This is a genomic window from Altererythrobacter aquiaggeris, assembly GCF_037154015.1.
In the GTDB taxonomy this organism is placed as follows: Bacteria; Pseudomonadota; Alphaproteobacteria; order Sphingomonadales; family Sphingomonadaceae; genus Aestuarierythrobacter; species Aestuarierythrobacter aquiaggeris.
The window spans coordinates 2481777-2502801 of the sequence record NZ_JBANRL010000001.1 but is presented as its reverse complement, the minus strand read 5'-3'; the positions used below and the strand labels follow the sequence as shown (position 1 = coordinate 2502801).

Below are 21025 nucleotides of genomic sequence, written 5' to 3'. Positions count from 1 at the left end.
GGAGAATTTCATGGAGCAACCTGACCGCCCCCGTCCGATGGGTTTCGAGCTGCCGGTCGGCAATGATATCCAGTCAGTCCGCAAGCGGATCGAGACAATGGAGCGATTGCTGGAACGAAGTTTTCATGTACCCGGAACGAAAATTCCCGTCGGCCTGGATTCGCTGGTCGGTCTAGTCCCGGTGGTCGGCGATATAGTGACAGCTGTAATGGGAATGTATCTGGTGTGGGAAGCGAAGAATATCGGCCTCCCAAAATGGAAATTGTGGCGGATGGCCGGGAATGTCGGGGTCGATTCGCTACTTGGCGCTGTCCCTCTTGCAGGCGATGCGTTCGATTTTCTCTACCGGTCCAACTCGCGCAATCTGCGGATCGTCAGAAAGCATCTCGACAAGCATCATCCCGAAACAAGGGTTATCGAAGGGTGACCACACACTGGCAGGCATGATAGCGACTATTATATGTCAACAGATGTCACATATTCCGGATACCTTGCTCTGGAGAAAGTTCTTTCGGCGCAGCATCCCGCGTCCGATGCGCACGACGAGATGTTGTTCATTATTGTGCATCAGGCCAGCGAACTTTGGCTGAAACTGTGTTTGCACGAATTGAATGCTGCGCGAGAAGCCATTATCGCCGACAGTGTCAGGCCAGCCTTCAAGATGCTCGCCCGAGTGGCGCGGGCGCAAAACCAGCTCATTCATAGCTGGGAAGTCCTCAGCACCATGACACCGCATGATTATTCGCTGGTCCGGCCATTTCTGGGCACTTCCAGCGGTTTCCAGTCATCGCAATACCGGTTGATGGAGTTCCTGCTTGGCGGGCGCAATCCCGATATGGTGACGATGCATGAAGCAACTCCTGAAGTCGCCGACATGCTCCGCGCCGAGATGCACCGCCGCAGTCTGTATGACGAGGCTATCCAGCTTCTGGCCCGCCGGGGTTTCGACATACCGCAGGCCATTCTTGGCCGCGACTGTGCGGCCCCGTGGGAAGCATCTGACGAGGTCGAGGCAGCATGGGCCGTAATTTACCGTGATCCGCAGAAATACTGGGATTTGTACGAGCTGGCTGAAAAGCTGGTCGATCTCGAGTATCATTTCCAGCGGTGGCGCTTCGGCCATATGAAAACTGTGGAGCGGATTATCGGCTTCAAGCGCGGCACCGGCGGCACATCCGGCGTGGGTTACCTCGAAAGCGTACTTAAAAAGGGCTTCTTCCCCGAACTGCTTTCGGTACGCACCGCCATATGAAACAGCGTATCTGGGATATTTCGCAGCGGTTACACCCGGGTGTGCCGGTATGGCCTGGCGACACGCCTTTTGGCGGGGAACAAACTTGGAAGATGGCGGACGGCTCTCCGGTCAATGTGTCGCGGCTGACGCTTTCGACGCATACCGGCGCTCATGCTGATGCGCCGCTGCATTATTCGCAGGACGGTGCCGATATCGCTTCGGTCGATCTGACGCCTTATCTCGGCAAATGTCTGGTGGTGGATGCGCGCAAGGCGGTCGGCCTGATCCAGGAATCAGACCTGCCCAACCTTCTGGGCATCACCCGGATACTTCTGCGGACTTACGAACGGTTTCCGCATACGCAATGGGAGGAAGACTTTACCGCCATTTCGCCCGAAGCCATCCGCTGGCTGGCGATGCATGGTGTCACGCTGATCGGTATCGACACCCCTTCGATTGATCCGCAAAACTCCAAATCGATGGATGCCCATAATGCAGTTTTGCGCGCGGATATCCGCGTCCTTGAAGGCCTTGTGCTCGATGATGTGGAGGCCGGCATTTACGAACTGATCGCGCTGCCGCTGCCGATCGAAGGCGGTGATGCTTCGCCGGTCAGGGCTGTATTGAGAGAGCTTCCATGACTGACCTCGCTATGGCCCGAAAACTCGACGCTGCCGATCCGCTGGCGAAATATCGCCAGCTTTTCTCGCTGCCCGAAGGGATTATCTATCTTGACGGAAATTCTTTGGGCGCCTTGCCCAACGCTGCGCCTGGCCGGATTGAAGAAACCGTCCGGAAGGAATGGGGGCAGGGGCTGATCCGCAGTTGGAACGATGCGGACTGGATTACCGCGCCGCAGCGGGTCGGAGGCAAAATCGCTCCGCTTATCGGCGCCGCAGCCGGCGAGGTTATTGTCGCGGATTCCGTGTCGGTGAACCTGTTCAAACTGATTGCTGCGGCATTGGCCATGCGTCCGGGGCGCAAGACCGTACTTTCAGAACCGGGTAATTTTCCCACTGATCTCTATATGATACAGGGTCTTGAGGCGCAGGGACTGGCAGTACAGAAAACCGCTGCACATGGTGATCTGGAGGGAGCGCTTGATGATGACACCGCGCTGCTGCTGCTTACGCACGTACATTACAAAACCGGACGAATGCATGATATGGCGCAGCTGACCAGGGCGGCTCACGCTGCCGGTGCGCTGGTGTTGTGGGACCTTTCGCACAGTGCAGGCGCGGTCGAAGTTGATCTTACAAATGCCGGCGCAGATTTCGCGGTCGGGTGCGGCTACAAATACCTCAATGGCGGACCGGGCGCGCCCGCTTTTGCCTATGTCGCAGAGCGTCATCACCGCGAATTGCAGCAACCGCTAAGCGGCTGGATGGGGCACAAGGAGCCGTTTGCGTTCGATGATCGATATGTTCCCGCTGCCGGCACAGCCCGGTTGCTGGCGGGCACACCGCATATCATCGGGCTTGCAGCGCTGGAGGTCGGGGTTGAAATTGCGGCGGAAATCGGCGCGCGAGCCTTATGGAAAAAATCGCGGGATATGAGCGAATTCTTTCGCGCTGCCGTGCACCGTTTGCTCCCCGAACTTGAACTGGCGAGCCCGCCTGACCCCATGTCTCGCGGCAGCCAGATCTCATACCGGCTAGAACAGGCTTACCCGATTTGTCAGGCCCTGATCGCTCGCGGCATCATTGGCGATTTTCGCGACCCCGATATCCTGCGGCTCGGGTTTGCGCCGAGTTATCTGACGTTCGAGGATATCATGAACGCGGCAGACGGCCTGTCGCAGGTTATTCGATCCGGCGAATGGCAGCGCGCGGAATTTTCGCAGCGCAGCGCGGTCACCTAGGCTTCCAGTTCCACATCCCAGTAAAGCCAGTCGCGCCACGTTTCATGCAGGAAATGGGGCGGGAACGCTCTGCCTCTTTCCTGCATCTGCCAGCTTGTCGGCCGGATGGGTTCGCGCAAAATGCTCATTTTCGCCTGTTGGGGCGTCCGTCCGCCCTTTTTCATATTGCACGGCGCACAGGCTGTCAGGATATTCTCCCACGTCGTTTTCCCGCCCAGACGGCGCGGTACGACATGGTCGAACGTCAGATTTTGGGGACTGCCGCAATATTGGCAGCAAAACCGGTCGCGCAAGAATACGTTGAACCGCGTGAATGCGGGAAACTGGCTGGGCCTGACATATTGCCGCAAGGCTATGACCGAGGGTATCGGCATATCGAGCGAGGGGGAATGGACCGCCCTGTCATAGCTTTCGATGACATCGACCCGCTCCAGAAAGACCGCCTTTATCGCGGTCTGCCATGGCCACAAGCTGAGCGGATAATAAGATAGCGGTGTGTAATCTGCATTGAGCACCAGTGCCGGGCAGCTTTCGGGGCTACGCGTTGGATCTTCATTGGCGCTACGAAATCGGGCAGCGCGCTCAATCAGGTCTGCCTTGAACAAAGTTCGGATACCTCTCTATTGACGGCAAGGAACATGAAGCATCCTATAGCGTCAAGTCTGTGACAGGGGCGCAATCCACAAGGATCTGCATTTCCCGGGCCGGAAATCAAGAAGGAGTAAGCCGCTTGGTCGTCACACGATTTGCTCCCAGTCCCAATGGCGCGCTTCATCTGGGTCATGCGTTTTCGGCAATAATCGCGCATGATTTGGCGCGCGAGGCAGACGGAAAATTTATCCTGCGGATCGAAGACATCGACGGCGCGCGAAGCAGGCCTGAACTGGCCGGAATGTTCCGTGATGACCTGCGGTGGCTCGGGCTGGACTGGGACGAGGTGCCCCCGCAATCCGCCCGCATCGAAAGGTATGATGCGGCAGGCGCCGTGTTGAAGAAGCGCGGCCTGTTATATCCGTGCATCTGCACCCGCTCAGAAGTGCTGGCTGCGTCAATTGCGTCAGGGCCCGACGGCCCGGTTTATCCCGGTACCTGCAAAGGCCGCGATGTGCCTGCGTCCGGGCCGGTGGCATGGCGAATGGATGTTCAGCGGGCGCTGGCCGAATGCCCGCCATTGACATGGCATGATAGGCTGGCGGGGACCCAGGAATGTAAGGCCGCAGAAGCAGGTGACGTTGTCCTGTTTCGCAAAGATGCGCCTGCAAGCTATCATCTGGCGGCGACAATCGATGACGCCGATGACGGGGTGACGCTGGTAACCCGCGGCGCCGATCTGTTTGCTGCCAGCCACATTCACCGTCTGGTTCAGAAATTGCTCGGCCTGGCTGTTCCCACCTGGTATCATCACGATTTGCTGCTGGACGAAAGCGGCCAAAAACTGGCCAAAAGCAGGAACTCGCCGTCGCTTGCAGACCGGCGGCTGGGAGGCCAGGACGGAAAAAAACTGGCTGACCGGTTACGATCGCGCAACTTCCCCGCTGGCATTTCGCCGGGTCGACCCTAAATAGGGCTCATGAACACAATCCTCACCATAGTTATCGTGATCCTTGCGGTCATGGTTGTCGTCAGCCTTGTCCGCGGAATCATTGCATTTATGCAAAGCACGAAAATCGATCTCGAGACTGGCGAAGGCCAGGACGCCAGTGATATGCAGCTTAAACAAAACCAGGCCATGTTCGCCCGGATAAAATATCAGGCATTGGCTGTTGTCGTCGTTGGCATATTGTTGATGCTGAACAGGTAATTTCCGGAACCGACAATTGGTAAAGCTGAACAAGATCTACACCCGAACCGGCGACGATGGCTCGACCGGACTGGTTGATGGTTCGCGCTGCCCGAAATATTCGGCGCGGATCGAGGCAATCGGCGCGGTAGACGAGGCGAACAGCATGGTCGGTTTCGCCGCAGTCGCGCTGGGGGGTGCGCACCGCGAGGCGCTTATCCGCATTCAAGACGATCTGTTCGATCTTGGCGCCGATCTTGCGACGCCTGCTGACGATAACGAAGATTTCAAGCCGTCCGAAATGGTGCTGCGAATTATCCAGTCGCAGGTGGACTGGCTCGAACAGGCAATCGATCGATTGAATGCAGATCTGGAGCCGCTCACAAGTTTCGTTTTGCCCGGTGGAAGCGAGGCCGCGGCGCGTACGCATCTTGCGCGCGCTTCCGTGCGCCGGTCGGAACGGTCGGTGATGGCACTCGCCGATGCGGAGCCGGTTAACCCGGCAGCGCGGGCATATATCAACCGGCTTTCGGACTATCTGTTCGTCCTTGCCCGGGTGTTGAATAATAATGGCGTGGCCGATGTAAAATGGACACCCGGCGCAAATCGATAACCCCTCTGGCAATCGCTGCGCCCTGTCGCTAGGGCCAATGCTGCAACTGCGAAGAGGGAATACCAATGAATATCGTCGGAATTATCGGTGCGGGCCAGATGGGCGCAGGCATCGCGCAGAGCGTGGCGCAGGCGGGGATGCAGGTGTTGCTTGCTGACGTCGATATTGCCATCGCCGAAAAATCCAAAACTGGGATCGAAGGCGCACTCGGCAAGCTGGTGGCCAAAGGCAAAATTGAAGTTGCCGCAGCGGACGCGACGTTGAACCGCATCAGGCCGGTTGCCGACTATGCGCCCATGGCAGATGCCGAACTGATCATCGAGGCGGCAACCGAGAAAGAGCCGATCAAACAGGCCATTTTTGCCGAGGCCGGAAAAGTGCTTGGCCCCGATGCCATTTTGGCGAGCAACACCAGTTCGATCCCGATTACCCGGATGGCGAACCATTCGCCTGATCCGGCACGTTTCATCGGGCTCCACTTTTTCAATCCGGTCCCGATCATGGGTTTGATAGAAGTCATTCCGGGCCTCGCGACAGCGCCGGAAACCACAGAAAGGATGCGTGCCTTCGCGGGCAAGCTGAACAAGCAGGTTGTCGAAGTGCAGGACGAACCGGGATTTGTCGTCAACCGCATCCTGCTTCCGATGATCAATGAAGCGGTATTTGTTCTGGGGCAGGGCACTGCCAGTATCGAAGATATCGACAAAGGTTGCCGAATCGGGCTCAATCACCCGATGGGGCCGCTGGAACTGGCCGATTTCGTGGGTCTGGACACATGTCTCGACATTGTGATGGTGCTCTATAATACGACTGGCGACAGCAAATATCGCCCCGCGCCACTGCTTGTGAAATATGTCGAAGCGGGCTGGCTCGGCCGCAAGACCGGGCGCGGATTTTACGACTACACCGGCGAAAGTCCGGTTCCGACCCGCTAATTCTCGGAACGGGTTTCCTGCGCCGACCGTTGCGTTGGCAAAGGAGATAAAAATGTCGAAAGCATCAAAAAAAGAGTCCGGCGGCGAAAGTCAGGAAGCGCGCCAGGCAAACCTTGCCCCCGAAACGCACAATGACGAGCAGGACGACCACCGCTCGCAGGCGCAGGAAGTTGCGCAACAGGCCCGCGACCTGACCGAAGAGACAGCTAGCCCGACGGAAAGCACAAAAGACAAAAACTCATCGGGACTATTGGGCGATTCCACGCAGGACGTGATCGACCATATGCGCGATATGGAATGTTCGGGCCGGATTGATATGGGCGCGTTCGAGGGCGAGCCAAATCATGACGACAATGTCGATAAGTACGGCAAGCGCAGCAAACCTGATGGTCTGCCTGGTGACGGTAGCTAGGTGACGACGCTTTTGCGCAGCAGCCATAAAGCAATTACCAAAATCGCCGCGCCGCTGGACACGATATAACTGAGCCAGCGCATATGCAGCGTTCGAGGCGCCTTTACATCGTGGGTGTGGAGGCGCTCCATGCTTTTGCAGGCGTTACGCTGGGCTGACCACGCGACGATACCGCCGATTATGATAAATACCGTTGCGATAGCCTTAGCCAGCCACGGCGGGTCGAAATCGCCGAAAACCGCCCGAAAGCCCAAGCCGATGCCAATGGCTGCAAAGGCCGTTCTGAGCCAGCCGGCATAAGTGCGTTCGGTTGCCTGTACTGTCCGATCCTCTGCCCAGTCGGTGCGCTCTTCGGCAAAATCGGTGCGCTTCTCGGCAAGCTCGTTCGAACTGGGAAATTCCTCACTCATTCGCTTTGGATAGCCGATCCCGGCTTGCTTGCACAGACAGCTATTTTTCGGCGTCGCGCTTCAATTCATATAGCAATTCAAGCGCTTCACGCGGTGCAAGCGCATCGATATCGAGCTCTTCCAGTCTTGCGCGCAATATATCCGGTTCATCACTGGTGGCTTGCGCAGAGGCAGCGAATAACGGCAAATCCCCAAGGCCCGCCGCCAGCCCCCCGGTGTCCGAACGGTTTTGTTCGAGCCGGTTCAGTACCGAACGCGCGCGGCTGACCACCGCCGGCGGAACACCCGCCAGCTTCGCCACCGCCAAACCATAACTTCGATCTGCCGGACCTTTTGAAAGTTCGTGCAGCAACACCAGATCGCCCTTCCACTCGCGGGCGCGGACGTGATGCAGCGACAGGGCATCACAGCTTTCGGCCAGCCGCGAAAGTTCGTGATAATGGGTCGCGAACAAACACCGGCACCGGTTGGTTTCATGCACCGCCTCGACCACTGCCCAAGCCAGTGCCAATCCGTCATAGGTCGAAGTGCCGCGCCCGACCTCGTCCAGAATCACAAAACTGCGTTCGGTAGCCTGGCTCAGTATCGCTGCGGTCTCGACCATTTCGACCATGAAAGTCGAACGGCCTTTGGCAAGATTGTCCGAAGCGCCGACACGGCTGAACAATCGGTCAACCAGACCGATCCTGGCAGCTGTGGCCGGAACAAAGCCGCCAGCCTGAGCAAGCAGCACGATGAGGGCATTCTGGCGCAAAAATGTTGATTTGCCGCCCATGTTGGGCCCGCCGATCAGCCATAGCCGGTCATCCTCTGAAAGTTTGCAATCATTGGCTACGAACCGGTCGCCGCCCGCCGCCAGCGCCGCTTCGACGACCGGGTGGCGGCCGCCGCAGATTTGCAGGCATCGCTCCTCGACGATGTCAGGCGCGCACCAATTACCCTCTGCCGCGCGTTCGGCCTGCCCTGCCGACACATCGATCCGCGCCAGCGCAGCAGCGGTGCGGGCGATCGTCTCGCGCGCTGCAATCACTTCAGCGGTCAGTTCCTGGAAATGCGCCTCCTCGGCAACCAGTGCATGGCCTCCAGCCTCGGTAATCCGCGCGGCCTCCTCATGCAGCCTGACCGAATTGAACCGGACCGCGCCGGCCATCGTCTGGCGGTGGGTGAACCCGCTATCCGCAGTCATCAGCGCATCGCCGTGTTTGGCGGGAACCTCGATGAAATAGCCCAGCACCCCGTTATGCTTGATTTTGAGCGAGGCGATCGCTGTTTCGTCGCGGTAGCGGGTTTCCATCGCTGCAATCGCGCGGCGCGCGTTTCCAGATGTTTGCCGCAATTCGTCGAGCGCCGCATCATATCCTTCGGCGATGAAGCCGCCCTTTGCGCGTTCGGTTGGCGGCGTGAGTACCAGTGCGCGCCCAAGCAAATCGGTCAGCGCGCCGTGACCGCCAAGGCAGGGCAACAATCCGTTCAGCAGCGGCGGGATATCGGGCTTGCCTTGCAGAAAATCGCGTATCCGGCGCGCTTCGGCGAGGCCATCACGCACCTGACCCAGATCACGCGGACTACCCCTGCCGGCAACGATACGCCCCAAGGCCCGGCCGATATCGGGCAATGCGCGCAGCACCTCACGCAGATCTGATCTTAGCAGCGGATCATCATACAGCCAGCGGACCAGTGCCAACCGTGCTTGTATTGCGCCCACATCGGTAAGCGGCGCCGAAAGATCGCCGGCCAACTGCCGGGCGCCCGCTCCCGTCACGCAGCGATCGACCGCTGCGACAAGGCTGCCTTGTCTTCCGCCGGTCTGTGCGGCGAGGATTTCCAGACTGGCGCGCGTCGCTTCATCCATCGCCATATTCGCGTCGCCGTCGCGCGCTGCGGGCGGCAGCAGCAATGGCAGTGTGCCGCGTCCGATATGGTCCAGATAGCTGATCAGACCACTGGCTGCTGCAAGCATCGGGCGTGTGAATGTGCCGAACCCGTCGAGCGTGGACACGCCGTGGATTTTCCTGAGGCGGATTTCACCCTCGTCGCTTGCGAAGCTTTGCGGCGGTCGAGTGACAGCACTTTCGGGGCCCGCATCCCAGCCTTCTGGAGCAACGAGTTCGCTTGCACCCAAGCGCGCCAGAGCAGCGCCGATACCATCGAGACTGCATTCCTCCAGCTCCATCTGGCCGGTAGAAATATCGCAGGCCGCGATGCCGGCCGTGCCGCGCACCTCGCACACCGCGACCAGCATATTTGCGCGGCGCGGTTCCAGCAGCGCTTCTTCGGTCAATGTTCCCGCGGTGACGAACCGCACGATATCGCGTGCCACCAGTGCCTTGTAACCGCCGCGTTTCTTCGCTTCCTCGGGGGTTTCGGTCTGCTCGGCAATGGCGACGCGGCAACCGGCCTTTATCAGCCGTGCCAGATAGCCCTCTGCCGCGTGAACAGGCACGCCGCACATCGGGATCGGATCACCGCTATCCTTACCTCTTGCAGTCAGAGCAATGTCGAGAATGCCGGCTGCCAGTTTTGCGTCATCGAAAAACAGCTCGAAGAAGTCCCCCATCCGGTAGAACAGCAGGCAATCCCCTGCCTCGCGCTTGAGCGCATGATATTGCTGCATCATCGGAGTGGTCTTACCCGCCATAATCTGCTGCGTTAGCGGCCCTTCTTCCGATTCGGGAACCCGTTGGCATACGCTTTCCCCTATCGCCCGCATGGCGGGGTCTGTATGGCAGCCCTCAACGAGGGGATTGCATGTGGCTGACGAAAAAGATCTGAGTTTCACCGAGCGCGAGGCGCTGTTCTACCACAGCACGATCCGGCCAGGGAAAATCGAGATCATCGCATCAAAGCCGATGGCGACCCAGCGCGATCTCAGTCTGGCCTATTCGCCCGGTGTTGCCGCCCCGGTTCAGGCGATTGCCGACGATCCGGCCAGCGCAGCGATTTACACCAGCCGGGCAAATCTGGTGGCGGTCATTTCCAACGGCACAGCCATTTTGGGTATGGGCAATCTGGGGGCACTGGCGTCCAAGCCGGTGATGGAAGGCAAGGCAGTCCTTTTCAAACGCTTCGCGGATGTCGATTCCATAGATATCGAGCTCGACACCGAAGACCCTGACAAGTTCATCGAAGCCGTCGCGCTGATGGAACCAAGTTTTGGCGGCATCAATCTGGAAGATATCGCCGCGCCGGAATGCTTCATCATCGAACAGGCTTTGCGCGAACGGATGAAAATTCCGGTCATGCATGATGATCAGCACGGCACCGCGATCATTGCGGCGGCCGGTCTGCTTAACGCGTGCCATCTGACCGGCCGCGATCTCAAAGATGTCAAAATGGTCGTCAACGGAGCGGGCGCTTCCGCGATTGCCTGCACCGAACTGATCAAGGCGCTGGGCGTACCGCATGGCAATGTGATCATGTGCGACCGCTCCGGCCCGATTTACCGGGGCCGCGGCGACAATATCGACCAATGGAAAAGCGCGCATGCGGTCGATACCGATGCGCGCAGTCTGGAAGACGCCTTGCGCGGGGCCGACATCTTCCTCGGTCTTTCGGCCGCAGGCGCTCTGAAGGCGAGCGATGTCGAGCATATGGCCGATCAGCCGATCATTTTCGCAATGGCCAATCCGGTGCCTGAAATCATGCCCGATGTGGCCAAGGCCGTGAGGCCCGATGCGATTATCGCGACGGGACGTTCCGATTTCCCCAACCAGGTCAACAACGTCCTCGGCTTCCCGTTCATTTTCCGCGGCGCACTGGATGTGCGGGCCACGACGATCAACGAAGAAATGAAAATCGCGGCGGCGCGCGCCATCGCCGAATTGGCGCGCGAAACCGTGCCCGAAGAAGTTGCTGCAGCCTATGGCAAGAACCAGCAGTTCGGCCGCGAATACATTATTCCGGCGCCGTTCGATCCGCGGCTGATGGAGCGGGTTTCCTCCGCTGTGGCAAAGGCCGCGATGGACAGCGGAGTGGCGCAAAGCCCGATCGAGGATTTTGCCGCTTACGCCCATTCGCTCAAAGCCCGGCTCAATCCCACGACTTCGGTGCTGACGCAGGTTTACGAAGATGCAAAGAAGAACCCCAAACGGGTGGTGTTCGCAGAAGCGGAAGAAGAAGTGGTGCTGCGCGCCGCGGTCCAGTTCCGCGATTTCGGGTACGGAACACCCGTGCTGGTTGGCCGCACGCAGAAAGTGATCGAGAAACTGACTGCGCTCGCCGTGGATGATCCCGATAGTTTCGAAATCCAGAATTCGGCAGATTCGGACCTGGTGCCGGCAATGGTCGATTACCTGTACAAGCGGCTGCAGCGCAAAGGTTATACCGAGCGTGATGTCCGCCGCACGGTCAATCAGGAACGCAACGTCTTTTCCGCATTGCTGGTCGCGCTTGGCCACGGCGATGCGATGATTTCGGGTCTGACCCGGCCGTTTGGCCAGACCGCGCGCGAAGTCGGGCTGGTGCTTGATCCCAAAGCAGGCGCGGTGCCGTTTGGCATCCATCTGATGATCGGCAAGAATTACACCGTTTTCCTCGCAGATACGACTATCAACGAACGGCCCAATGCCGAACAGCTTGCCCATATCGCGAAGGAAACCGCAGCGGTGGCGCAGCGTCTCGGCCATCAGCCGCGCGTCGCTTTCCTCAGCTATTCGACGTTTGGCAACCCGTCGGGCAAATGGCTCGATAATATCCGTGATGCGGTGCACATTCTGGACGAGGATGACAGCGTGACTTTCGAATATGAAGGCGAGATGGCACCCGATGCCGCGCTTAATCCGGCGGTTATGCAACGCTATCCCTTCAGCCGGCTGTCCGCACCCGCCAATGTGCTGGTGATGCCGGGGCTTCAATCGGCCAATCTGTCGGCCAAATTGCTGCGCGAACTGGCGGGCAATGCGGTGATCGGCCCGATGCTGATCGGGATGGAAAAACCCGTCCAGATCGCTCCGATGACCGCGATTGCGCCCGATGTTCTGACGCTGGCGGTTCTGGCAGCTGCCGGGGTGGTCAGTTAACCGGTCAGGGTTACACTAGTTACACCCTGTAACTCTGAAAGATGCGAGTTATTCGCTAACATAATCAGTTGCTTAAATGCTACCGGGGGCAGGGTGACAGGTCCCGTGACTGCGCGCAAAAAGCGGTTGGTCCGATTGATGATGTGAAAGAGCCGCGGCTGCAATAGCGCGGAGTTGGCCGGTAGGAAAATGGTGCAGGGTAAATATTTCGCCCCGTACTCGCCCCGCACTCGCCCCGTACTGGCCCCGTACTCGCCCCGTACTTGCCCCGCACTCGCCCCGTACTCGCCCCGTACTGGCCCCGTACTGGCGGCGCCCGCGTTCGACTTATGGCAGACCTATGCTGCCGATTTTGCCCGGCTGTATTTACCGATTGCAATTCCGGATGCCGGGCGTATGAGCCGATTCTCCGACAGGGTTTTTCCGCCGGAATCGAGGGTCTTGCCTGATATGCCTCAATTTAGCCGTGTAAAACCGTTGGAAGCGATCCTTGCTACAGCCGAAAAGAAATCACTCCACCGGACGTTAGGCGCTTTCCAGCTAATGCTGTTTGGCATCGGCTGCGTAATCGGAACGGGCATTTTCGTTTTGACCGCCGCGGGCGCGCAAAAGGCGGGGCCGGGCCTGATGCTGGCATTTGTGATCGCAGGCGGCATCTGCATCGTTGCCGCGCTTTGCTACGCTGAAATTGCTTCGCTTATTCCGGTTTCCGGATCAGCCTACACCTACACTTATGCCACGATGGGAGAATTTCTCGCTTGGACCGTCGGCTGGGCGCTCATCCTGGAATATGCGGTTGCTGCAAGCGCGGTTTCAGTCGGGTGGTCGGGCTATTTTGCCGGGACTATCCTGAATGAATTTCTGGGTATCCATCTGCCGCCATGGCTGGCTGCCGGTCCACTGGCTTTGGGCGGCGCGCCGGGCGGGCTGATAAACCTGCCGGCGCTGGTCATTGCGTTGCTGGTCACCTGGCTGCTGATGCTGGGGACGCGCGAATCGGCGATGTTCAATGCGGTGCTGGTGGTGATCAAGGTGACTGCTCTCACGGTCTTTCTGGTTTTGACGCTCCCTCAGGTAGAGGTAGCCCGCTTCAATCCGTTTCTTCCCGCAGGTTTGTTTGGCGGGTTTGGCAGCGGTGTCGGCGCGGTGGGCGCCGCCGCGACGATATTCTTCGCCTATGTCGGTTTCGATGCAGTTTCGACCGCAGCCGAAGAAACCAAAGACCCGCAGCGCAACGTGCCCATCGGGCTGGTCGGGTCGCTGTTGTTCTGCACCGTCTTTTACGTGTTGGTTGCGGCGGGGGCGATCGGCAGCATAGGCGGTCAGCCGATCATGGGGCCTGGCGGTATTCCGTTCCCTGCCGGTTCAGAAGCGCTGGCTGCACAATGTGCATTGCCGCAATATGCGCAGATGCTGGTCTGTTCTGACGAAGCGTTGGCGCATGTCTTGCGCCAGATCGGGTTCTCGCAGGTCGGAAATATGCTGGGTATCGCGGCCTTCCTGGCACTGCCATCGGTCATTCTGGTGCTGCTTTTCGCGCAAACACGCATTTTCTTCGTCATGAGCCGCGATGGCCTGCTGCCTGAAAAGCTGAGCGCGGTGCATCCCAAATGGAAAACGCCCTATATCGTTACCGCAATCACCGGCGCGGTGGTTGCGGTTGGCGCGGCTTTCCTGCCGGTCGGCCAGCTGGCTGATATTTCCAATGGCGGCACGCTTTATGCCTTTATGATGGTGGCAATTGCGGTGATGATCCTGCGCCGGACGAAGCCCGATCTGAAGCGCGGCTTCCGCACGCCCGCATTATGGCTGGTCGGGCCCGCAACCGTCGCGGGATGTATTTTCCTGTTTGTCAATTTGCCGCTGCTTGCCATGGCTGTTCTGCCGATCTGGGCGGGCGTCGGTCTGATCGTGTATTTCGGCTATAGCCGGTCGCACAGCAGCCTGGGCCGCGGCATCGTCGAAGTGGTTGACGATATCGAAGGCGATCATCTGGCGATCCCGATCAAGGTTGATTGAGCCGCCGCTTCCGCCGCTTCCGGCTGATAGGCGTTAGGCGTTAGGCGTTAGGCGTTAGGCGCCGGCGGTAGCGAAAATACCAGACCTCGTGCCCGAATACATCGCGGGCTTTTTTCTCGTAGCGGGTTTCGCACCAGCCGCCGGGGCGGTTTTGCCAGCTTGCGGGGCCATCGGTCAGCCATCTGAACTGGTGGGTGTGACGGCGCATCACCATCAGCGCGTGGCGCAGATAGATGTCGTGATCGGTGCCGAAACGAAACTCGCCGCCCGGCTTCAGCTTGGCTGCAATCAGATCGAGCGGGCCGTCATTCATCATCCGCCGTTTGGCGTGGCGCGCCTTGGGCCACGGATCGGGGTGCAGCAGATAGATAAAGCTGCAAGCGCCGTCGGGAATGCGCGCCAGCACTTCCAGCGCATCGCCCAGATGCAGCCGCACATTGGTCAAGCCGCCGTCGCGCACATGGCCCAGCGCGCCGACCATGCCGTTGACGAATGGCTCTGCGCCGATGAATGCGTGATCGGGCAGCAGATCGGCGCGGTAGGCCAGATGCTCGCCCGCGCCGATACCGATCTCGAAATGCAGCGGCCTGTCCTGCCCGAACAGCGCTTTGGCGGTGACCGGGCCATCGTCAGGCACAGCGATTTGCGGCAGCAGCGTGCCGAGCAGTTCCTGCTGGCCTTGCCGCAGCGCGCGGCCCTGTGTGCGCCCGTAAAGGCGGTTCAGCGTTGTGGGGTCACCTGGTTTGTTTGCGGACATGGCGCGCGCTTAGAGCGTCTTTTGCCTCGCCTCAAGCGCCGGGCGCGGTGGATCCGCATTGCCTGGCTTTGCTCGCACAAGGTAGCGCGGCGGCCCAAACGCCCGGGTGCCCTATTGGCTGCCGCGATCCGAACCCCGTCCAGATGCTGCGCCCAAACAGAAACACCCCGGAGTTACCCGGGGTGTTTGCTGTTAACTGAAGACTGAAGCTACTTGGGAAATCTGCTCAGGCAGCAACGGCCTGTTCGTCGGGATCGCGCAGCACGTAGCCGCGGCCCCAGACGGTTTCGATATAATTTTCGCCTTCGCATGCGTGGCTGAGTTTTTTACGCAGCTTGCAGATGAACACGTCGATAATCTTGAGTTCGGGTTCGTCCATTCCGCCATACAGGTGGTTGAGGAACATTTCCTTGGTCAGCGTGGTGCCTTTGCGCAAGCTCAGCAGTTCGAGCATGGCATATTCCTTGCCCGTCAGGTGAACGCGGGCGGTATCTACTTCGACGGTTTTGGCATCGAGGTTCACTGCAAGTTTGCCGGTGCGGATGACCGACTGGCTGTGGCCCTTCGAACGGCGAACAACGGCGTGAATGCGGGCAACCAGTTCTTCACGGTGGAAAGGCTTGGTCACGTAATCATCGGCACCGAAGCCGAAGCTGCGGATCTTGCTGTCCATTTCGGCAATACCGGACAGGATCAGAACCGGCGTCTGAACCTTGGCGACGCGCAATTTCTTGAGCACATCATAGCCGTGCATGTCGGGCAGGTTCAGATCGAGCAGGATGATGTCGTAATCATACAGCTTGCCGAGGTCCAAACCCTCTTCACCCAGATCAGTGGAATAGACGTTGAAGCCTTCCGTCGTAAGCATAAGCTCGATGGCTTTCGACGTCGTCGGCTCGTCTTCAATCAACAGCACTCGCATGGGATAATCCCCTTTCACCCATTAAAACCGTAACCGGTCGTCCCTGGCCGGTAACCCCTCCGTAAGAGGTATTGACCTGTATTAACCACACAAGTTCTGAACAGAAAAGGTTAATTTAGAGTAAACCCAGCATTTCCAGCGAGTCGCGCGGTGCTTATTTCATTGCGTCGAGCTTCTTTTGGCGCCTGCGCTGGACGCTGCTGCCGATCCCGATAGCCTCGCGGTATTTGGCCACTGTCCGCCGCGCCAGATCGAAGCCTTTCTTCTTCAGCAGTTCGACCAGCCGGTCGTCGGACAGGATTTTTTTGGCGTCTTCGCGGTCCACCAGATTGCGGATCTCCGCCTTCACCGTTTCGGCCGACACATCGCCGCCGTCGCCGGTCGATCCCACCCCGCTGGTGAAGAAATACTTCAGTTCATAGGTGCCGCGCTCGCAGTGGAGGTATTTGTTCGAGGTAACCCGGCTGACCGTGCTTTCGTGCATTTTGATCGCATCGGCGACGGTTTTGAGCGTCAGCGGCCTCAGCGCGGACACGCCCTTGCGGAAAAACCCGCCCTGCCGCTTCACAATTTCCGCGGCGACTTTCAAGATGGTCTTCTGCCGCTGGTCGAGCGCTTTCAGCAGCCAGTTGGCATCGGTCAGTTTTTCGTTCAGCCAGGCTTTGCTGTCTTTATCCTGACACCCTTCGCGCAATTCCACGTAATAGGACCGGTTGACCACCAGCCGCGGCAGCGTCGCTTCGTTTAGCGCGATTTTCCATCCGTCCGCGTCATCCGCAGCGATCAATATGTCGGGCACAACCGCCTCGCCGCCGCCGCTGGAAAAGCGCAAGCCCGGTTTGGGGTCATAGCTTCGCAATTCGTTGAGCATATCGGCGAAATCTTCATCGTCCACATCGCACATCCGGCGAAGCTGGGCGAAGCTGCCTTTGGCAACCAGATCGAGATTATCGATCAGCCGTGCCATACAGGGATCGTAGCGGTCAGCTTCGCGCGCCTGAAGCGCCAGACATTCGCTGAGCGTGCGCGCCCCAACGCCTGTCGGATCGAGCGACTGGACGACAACCAGCGCGCTTTCCACCTGGCCCGCTTCGACCTTCAGCTGCTCGGCGATATCGCCGGGGCTTGCAGTGAGATAGCCGGCTTCGTCCAGCTGGCCGATCAGATGGCGGGCGATAAACAGTTCTTTGGGCGTAGTGGCGACAGTGCCGACCTGCTGCTCCAGATGCTGTGCCAGCGTGATATCACCTTCGCCGCGCTCGTCGATCGACATGATATCATCCGATCCGCCCGAAGATGCGGCGCTACCCCAGTCGGCATCGCCGGGATTTCTGTCGCCATGCAATGCCTCGGGCGACACATCCAGCGGGCGGTCGCCGTCGCCAGGACCATTTTCGAACAGACTGTCGGTGGCGCTTTCTTCTGCGGAGGACGGCATTTCGCCTGCTTCGGCGGCACGGTCGCCGGTTTCGCCCGCTTCGAGCAGCGGGTTGGATTCCAGTGCATCGCCGATAAAGGCTTCAATCTCGAGGTTGGACAATGCCAGCAGCTTGATCGCTTGCTGCAATTGCGGCGTCATCACCAGAGATTGTGATTGCCTGAGGTCGAGGCGGGGGCCCAGCGCCATGGGTCAGTTGCCGGCTGGACTTTGCATCAGAGTGTAAACCCTTCACCCAGATACAGTCGCCGGACGTTTTCGTCGGCCACAAGATCTTCAGGCGTCCCGGCGAACAGCACTTGCCCGCCATATATGATGCAGGCGCGGTCAACGATTTCCAGCGTCTCGCGGACATTGTGGTCGGTGATTAGCACCCCGATCCCGCGCGTTTTCAGGTCTTTTACCAGATCGCGAATATCGCTGATCGACAGCGGATCGATCCCGGCGAACGGTTCGTCCAGCAGCATGATCGATGGCTTTGCCGCCAGCGCGCGGGCAATTTCGCAGCGGCGGCGTTCACCGCCCGACAGCGCCATCGCGGGGCTGGAACGCAGCCGGGTCAGGCCGAACTCGTCAAGCAGGCGCTCAAGCTCGGCAGCGCGCGTTTGCTTGTCGGGCTCGACCATTTCCAGCACGGCGTTGATATTCTGTTCGACTGTCATACCGCGAAAAATACTGGTTTCCTGCGGTAGATAACCCAGGCCCAAGATCGCGCGGCGATACATCGGCAATTTTGTGACATCTTCGCCGTCCATCAGGATCCGGCCTTCGTCAGGGCGGACAAGCCCCATGATGCTGTAGAAACACGTCGTCTTGCCCGCGCCGTTGGGGCCCAGCAGGCCCAGCACTTCGCCCTTGCCGACAGTCAGCGAAATATCGGTAAGGACAGCACGTTTGTCGTAGCTTTTGGCAATCGACACGACTTCCAGCCCGCCTTGCGGGATGGGCGGCGCAGCGCCTTCGTCCAGGTGGACGTTGTCCTGCAGGGGGGATGTGTCGTCAAATGCGCTCATATGCACAAGTCTAACCGTCATCCAGTCCGCAGGAAACCCGCAATCGCAGAAAACTGGCAGGCTTCGTGCATGGAACGGCAGGATTGCCGCGGGCGGTTTGCACCACGCAGATGGTTTCTGCCCTTGATCACACGGCGACCATCTGTTTTAATCCGGTCTGGAGAGATAAAGAGGAAGCTACGATGGCGAAAACATTGCCACACTCGCATTCCATGGCAGGCAAGGCTGCGGTACCAGCCAAACAGGGCAGGACGCTCGACTGGCGAAAGAAGATCAGCGACCACGTGGCGTGGGGTCTGCTGGTCTATACCGGTCTGCAGATTTTTCTGACGGTCGAATCCATCAAGGGCGAGGGCACCTCGATCCTGCCTTATCTGGCGCTTGTCGTTCTGGTTGGCGGGATAATTCCGGCCTGCCGTGCATTTGAGAAGCGATGGGAAAAACTCGACGATACCCAAGCTGCCGATCCCTCCCATTCGGGTGCATTCAAACGTTCCGTTACGCTTTTATGGGTAGCAGCCATCGGACTGCCCGTCGTGCTGACCGGTCTGTTCTCGCTGGTTTCAGGGAACTGACGTTTCTGCAAATGCGGCCCCCACGGCCCCCCTGTGCACTGGCGTGCGCGCGGGCGTGCGCGCGGGCCTGTGCGCTGGCGTGTGCGCGGGGCCGGTCATGAAATTACTCAACTTCCTGTCTGCCGCGGTGCTGGCCGCCTGTGCGGTGTCATTGATGACAGCACAGCCCGCCATGGCACTTGTGCCGGCAGCTGCGACAACGGCCGAGCCTGCCGCTCCCGCAGCGGTCATCGACAATCAGCAGGACAATGGCGAAGATGACCGGATAACCTCTCGCCTGAAGGCTATTTTTGCCGAGATACCCGAACTTGCCGGCGTAAATGTGACCGTGACTGAGGGCGTGGTGACGCTTTCAGGTACGGTTCCCTCTGAAAAAGACATTAGCCGGGCGACAGAAATCGTGTCGCGTGTGGACGGCGTGGTGACGCTTGAAAGCGATCTGGAGCGGGATATTTCGGTTGGCGAAAATCTCGAAAATCTGGGCGGCCTGAAAGACCGTTTTGCCAAATTCATGGCGTTGCTGCCGCTTATCGGGGTGGCCTTGCTGGTTGCGCTGGTGATTGCGCTGATCGGTTATCTGATTGCCGGGCTTACCGGTCTGTGGCGCAAGATCATGCCGAATTCATTTTTGGCGGAGCTTATCGCAACGGCGATCCGGGCGGTGTTCGTGATCGGCGGTATCGTGATCGCGCTCGACATAATCGGCGCGACCGCGCTGCTGGGCGCAGTGCTCGGCGGGGCGGGCGTGATCGGGCTTGCGCTCGGTTTCGCGATGCGCGATACGGTCGAAAATTATGTGGCGTCGCTGATGTTGTCGCTGCGCCAGCCGTTCCGCGCGAACGATCATGTTCTGATCGACGATCTTGAAGGGCGGATTATCCGGCTGACCAGCCGCGCCACAGTCATGATGACGCTGGATGGAAACCATCTGCGGATTCCCAATTCCACCGTCTTCAAGGCGGTGATCCTGAATTACACCACCAACCCGCAGCGCCGCTTTGAATTCGAACTGGGTGTCGATGCCGATGACGATCCGCGCGCCGCGCGCAAACTGGGGATCGAAACGCTCGCAGGTTTGCCGTTCATTTCGAGCGATCCCGCACCCGAAGCCCGGATCGAACAGGTCGGCGATTCCAATATCGTGGTGCGCTTTCTCGGCTGGATCGATCAGCGCGAAACCGATTTCTTCAAGGCGCGCAGCAAATCGATCCCGGCGGTAAAAGATGCGCTGGAATGCGCCGGCTTCGCCTTGCCCGAGCCGATCTACCGCCTGCGCTTCGATGCAGGCACGCCGCTGCCGTTCGAGAATGTCGAAAGCGGGACAATCAGGGAAAATGCCAAAACCGAAGCGGCCAAACTCAAGCGGAAGCCGGTGCAGGACGAGACGATCGATGTGACGGCGAAAGACGAAATCGCGCAGATGGTCGAAGCTGAAAGATCAAGCGGTCCCGATGCGGACGACCTGCTCGATCATTCGCGTCCGGTCGAATAAACTTACGCCTGTCTGGCGCGCTCTATCGATTCGAGAACAACTTTGCGCGCCTCCGCCGCATCGCCCCACAGGCCGACACGGACCCACTTTTCGGCTTCCAGATCTTTGTAATGCGTAAAGAAATGCTCGATTTGCTGGAAAATGATCGAAGGTAGGTCCTTGGTTTCGCCAACATCCGAATAATACGGGAATGTTGTATCGACGGGTACACAGATCACTTTCTCGTCGCCGCCGTGTTCGTCTTCCAGATTGAGCACGCCGATCGGGCGTGCGCGCACGACACAGCCGGCGATAAACGGGCTGCGCGCAATCACCAGCGCGTCGAGCGGATCCCCGTCGGGCGACAGCGTATGCGGGATAAAACCGTAATTGGCCGGATAGCGCATGGGTGTGTGCAGGATACGGTCAACGAACAACGCGCCCGATGCCTTGTCGAATTCATACTTCACCGGTTCGCCCCCGGTGGGCACTTCGATGATAACGTTCAGGCTTTCGGGCGGATTATCGCCGGTCGGGATCTTGTCGATTTGCATAGCAGCGCCATTA

21 protein-coding genes are annotated in these 21025 nt (G+C 59.1%); 13 read left to right on the top strand and 8 right to left on the bottom strand.

What is annotated here, in order from left to right; translation table 11 throughout:
* Positions 1-10: 10 nt before the first annotated feature.
* The 4 genes from WFP06_RS12340 to kynU are packed head-to-tail and all read left to right on the top strand — an operon-like array spanning position 11 to position 3095.
* Complete coding sequence (locus WFP06_RS12340) at positions 11-427, top strand: DUF4112 domain-containing protein (protein ID WP_336987461.1); 417 nt, start codon at positions 11-13, stop codon at positions 425-427.
* A gap of 33 nt (positions 428-460) precedes the next feature.
* Positions 461-1252: a tryptophan 2,3-dioxygenase gene (locus WFP06_RS12335; protein ID WP_336987460.1), complete on the top strand. Its 792-nt coding sequence runs from the start codon at positions 461-463 to the stop codon at positions 1250-1252.
* Positions 1249-1875 carry an arylformamidase gene (kynB, locus tag WFP06_RS12330; protein WP_336987459.1) on the top strand — a complete coding sequence of 209 codons (627 nt, stop codon included), beginning with the start codon at positions 1249-1251 and terminating at the stop codon, positions 1873-1875. Before WFP06_RS12335 ends, kynB begins: the two co-directional genes overlap by 4 nt.
* On the top strand, positions 1872-3095 hold the full coding sequence (gene kynU, locus WFP06_RS12325) for a kynureninase (protein ID WP_336987458.1): 1224 nt from the start codon (positions 1872-1874) through the stop codon (positions 3093-3095). The genes kynB and kynU overlap by 4 nt, the downstream gene beginning before the upstream one ends.
* Here the strand turns inward: kynU and WFP06_RS12320 are convergent.
* Positions 3092-3700, bottom strand: a complete 609-nt coding sequence (locus WFP06_RS12320; RefSeq protein WP_336987457.1) for an HNH endonuclease — start codon at positions 3698-3700, stop codon at positions 3092-3094. The two genes, kynU and WFP06_RS12320, sit on opposite strands and share 4 nt — an antisense overlap.
* 125 nt (positions 3701-3825) lie before the next feature.
* Between WFP06_RS12320 and gluQRS the strand changes: the two genes are divergently transcribed.
* From gluQRS to WFP06_RS12295, 5 genes are all read left to right on the top strand, one after another.
* Positions 3826-4656: a tRNA glutamyl-Q(34) synthetase GluQRS gene (gluQRS, locus tag WFP06_RS12315; RefSeq protein WP_336987456.1), complete on the top strand. Its 831-nt coding sequence runs from the start codon at positions 3826-3828 to the stop codon at positions 4654-4656.
* A gap of 9 nt (positions 4657-4665) precedes the next feature.
* Entirely contained in the window at positions 4666-4896 is a 231-nt protein-coding gene (locus WFP06_RS12310) for a hypothetical protein (protein WP_336987455.1), read from the top strand.
* Between the two features lie 16 nt (positions 4897-4912).
* On the top strand, positions 4913-5488 hold the full coding sequence (locus tag WFP06_RS12305) for a cob(I)yrinic acid a,c-diamide adenosyltransferase (RefSeq protein ID WP_336987454.1): 576 nt from the start codon (positions 4913-4915) through the stop codon (positions 5486-5488).
* 65 nt (positions 5489-5553) lie between these two features.
* Positions 5554-6423: a 3-hydroxyacyl-CoA dehydrogenase family protein gene (locus tag WFP06_RS12300; RefSeq protein ID WP_336987453.1), complete on the top strand. Its 870-nt coding sequence runs from the start codon at positions 5554-5556 to the stop codon at positions 6421-6423.
* 52 nt (positions 6424-6475) lie between these two features.
* Positions 6476-6835, top strand: a complete 360-nt coding sequence (locus WFP06_RS12295) for a hypothetical protein (RefSeq protein ID WP_336987452.1) — start codon at positions 6476-6478, stop codon at positions 6833-6835.
* Here WFP06_RS12295 and WFP06_RS12290 read toward each other — a convergent pair.
* The gene (locus WFP06_RS12290; RefSeq protein ID WP_336987451.1) at positions 6832-7245 is read right to left on the bottom strand and encodes a YidH family protein; all 414 of its coding nucleotides are present in this window, start codon (positions 7243-7245) and stop codon (positions 6832-6834) included. The genes WFP06_RS12295 and WFP06_RS12290 overlap by 4 nt on opposite strands.
* 40 nt (positions 7246-7285) lie before the next feature.
* A complete protein-coding gene (gene mutS / locus WFP06_RS12285; protein WP_336987450.1) occupies positions 7286-9883 on the bottom strand; it encodes a DNA mismatch repair protein MutS in 2598 nt (865 codons plus the stop codon).
* 112 nt (positions 9884-9995) lie between these two features.
* Here mutS and WFP06_RS12280 point away from each other — a divergent pair, with 112 nt between their 5' ends.
* A complete protein-coding gene (locus tag WFP06_RS12280) occupies positions 9996-12263 on the top strand; it encodes an NADP-dependent malic enzyme (RefSeq protein ID WP_336987449.1) in 2268 nt (755 codons plus the stop codon).
* 450 nt (positions 12264-12713) lie between these two features.
* Positions 12714-14282 carry an amino acid permease gene (locus WFP06_RS12275; protein WP_336987448.1) on the top strand — a complete coding sequence of 523 codons (1569 nt, stop codon included), beginning with the start codon at positions 12714-12716 and terminating at the stop codon, positions 14280-14282.
* A gap of 40 nt (positions 14283-14322) precedes the next feature.
* Here WFP06_RS12275 and trmB read toward each other — a convergent pair whose 3' ends face one another.
* The 4 genes from trmB to lptB form a co-directional block, all read right to left on the bottom strand.
* Positions 14323-15039: a tRNA (guanine(46)-N(7))-methyltransferase TrmB gene (gene trmB / locus WFP06_RS12270; RefSeq protein ID WP_336987447.1), complete on the bottom strand. Its 717-nt coding sequence runs from the start codon at positions 15037-15039 to the stop codon at positions 14323-14325.
* 226 nt (positions 15040-15265) lie between these two features.
* Positions 15266-15961 carry a response regulator transcription factor CtrA gene (gene ctrA / locus WFP06_RS12265; protein ID WP_336987446.1) on the bottom strand — a complete coding sequence of 232 codons (696 nt, stop codon included), beginning with the start codon at positions 15959-15961 and terminating at the stop codon, positions 15266-15268.
* A gap of 154 nt (positions 15962-16115) precedes the next feature.
* Complete coding sequence (gene rpoN, locus WFP06_RS12260) at positions 16116-17588, bottom strand: RNA polymerase factor sigma-54 (protein WP_336987445.1); 1473 nt, start codon at positions 17586-17588, stop codon at positions 16116-16118.
* 26 nt (positions 17589-17614) lie between these two features.
* Positions 17615-18412 carry an LPS export ABC transporter ATP-binding protein gene (gene lptB, locus WFP06_RS12255; protein ID WP_336987444.1) on the bottom strand — a complete coding sequence of 266 codons (798 nt, stop codon included), beginning with the start codon at positions 18410-18412 and terminating at the stop codon, positions 17615-17617.
* Between the two features lie 182 nt (positions 18413-18594).
* Between lptB and WFP06_RS12250 the strand changes: the two genes are divergently transcribed.
* Positions 18595-18987 (top strand): hypothetical protein, encoded by a 393-nt coding sequence (locus WFP06_RS12250; RefSeq protein ID WP_336987443.1) that lies wholly within the window; start codon positions 18595-18597, stop codon positions 18985-18987.
* A 97-nt stretch (positions 18988-19084) separates the two neighbouring features.
* Positions 19085-20479, top strand: a complete 1395-nt coding sequence (locus WFP06_RS12245) for a mechanosensitive ion channel domain-containing protein (protein ID WP_336987442.1) — start codon at positions 19085-19087, stop codon at positions 20477-20479.
* A gap of 2 nt (positions 20480-20481) precedes the next feature.
* On the opposite strand, the gene ppa is transcribed toward WFP06_RS12245, so the two are convergent.
* Positions 20482-21012 carry an inorganic diphosphatase gene (ppa, locus tag WFP06_RS12240; RefSeq protein ID WP_336987441.1) on the bottom strand — a complete coding sequence of 177 codons (531 nt, stop codon included), beginning with the start codon at positions 21010-21012 and terminating at the stop codon, positions 20482-20484.
* Between the last annotated feature and the right edge of the window lie 13 nt (positions 21013-21025).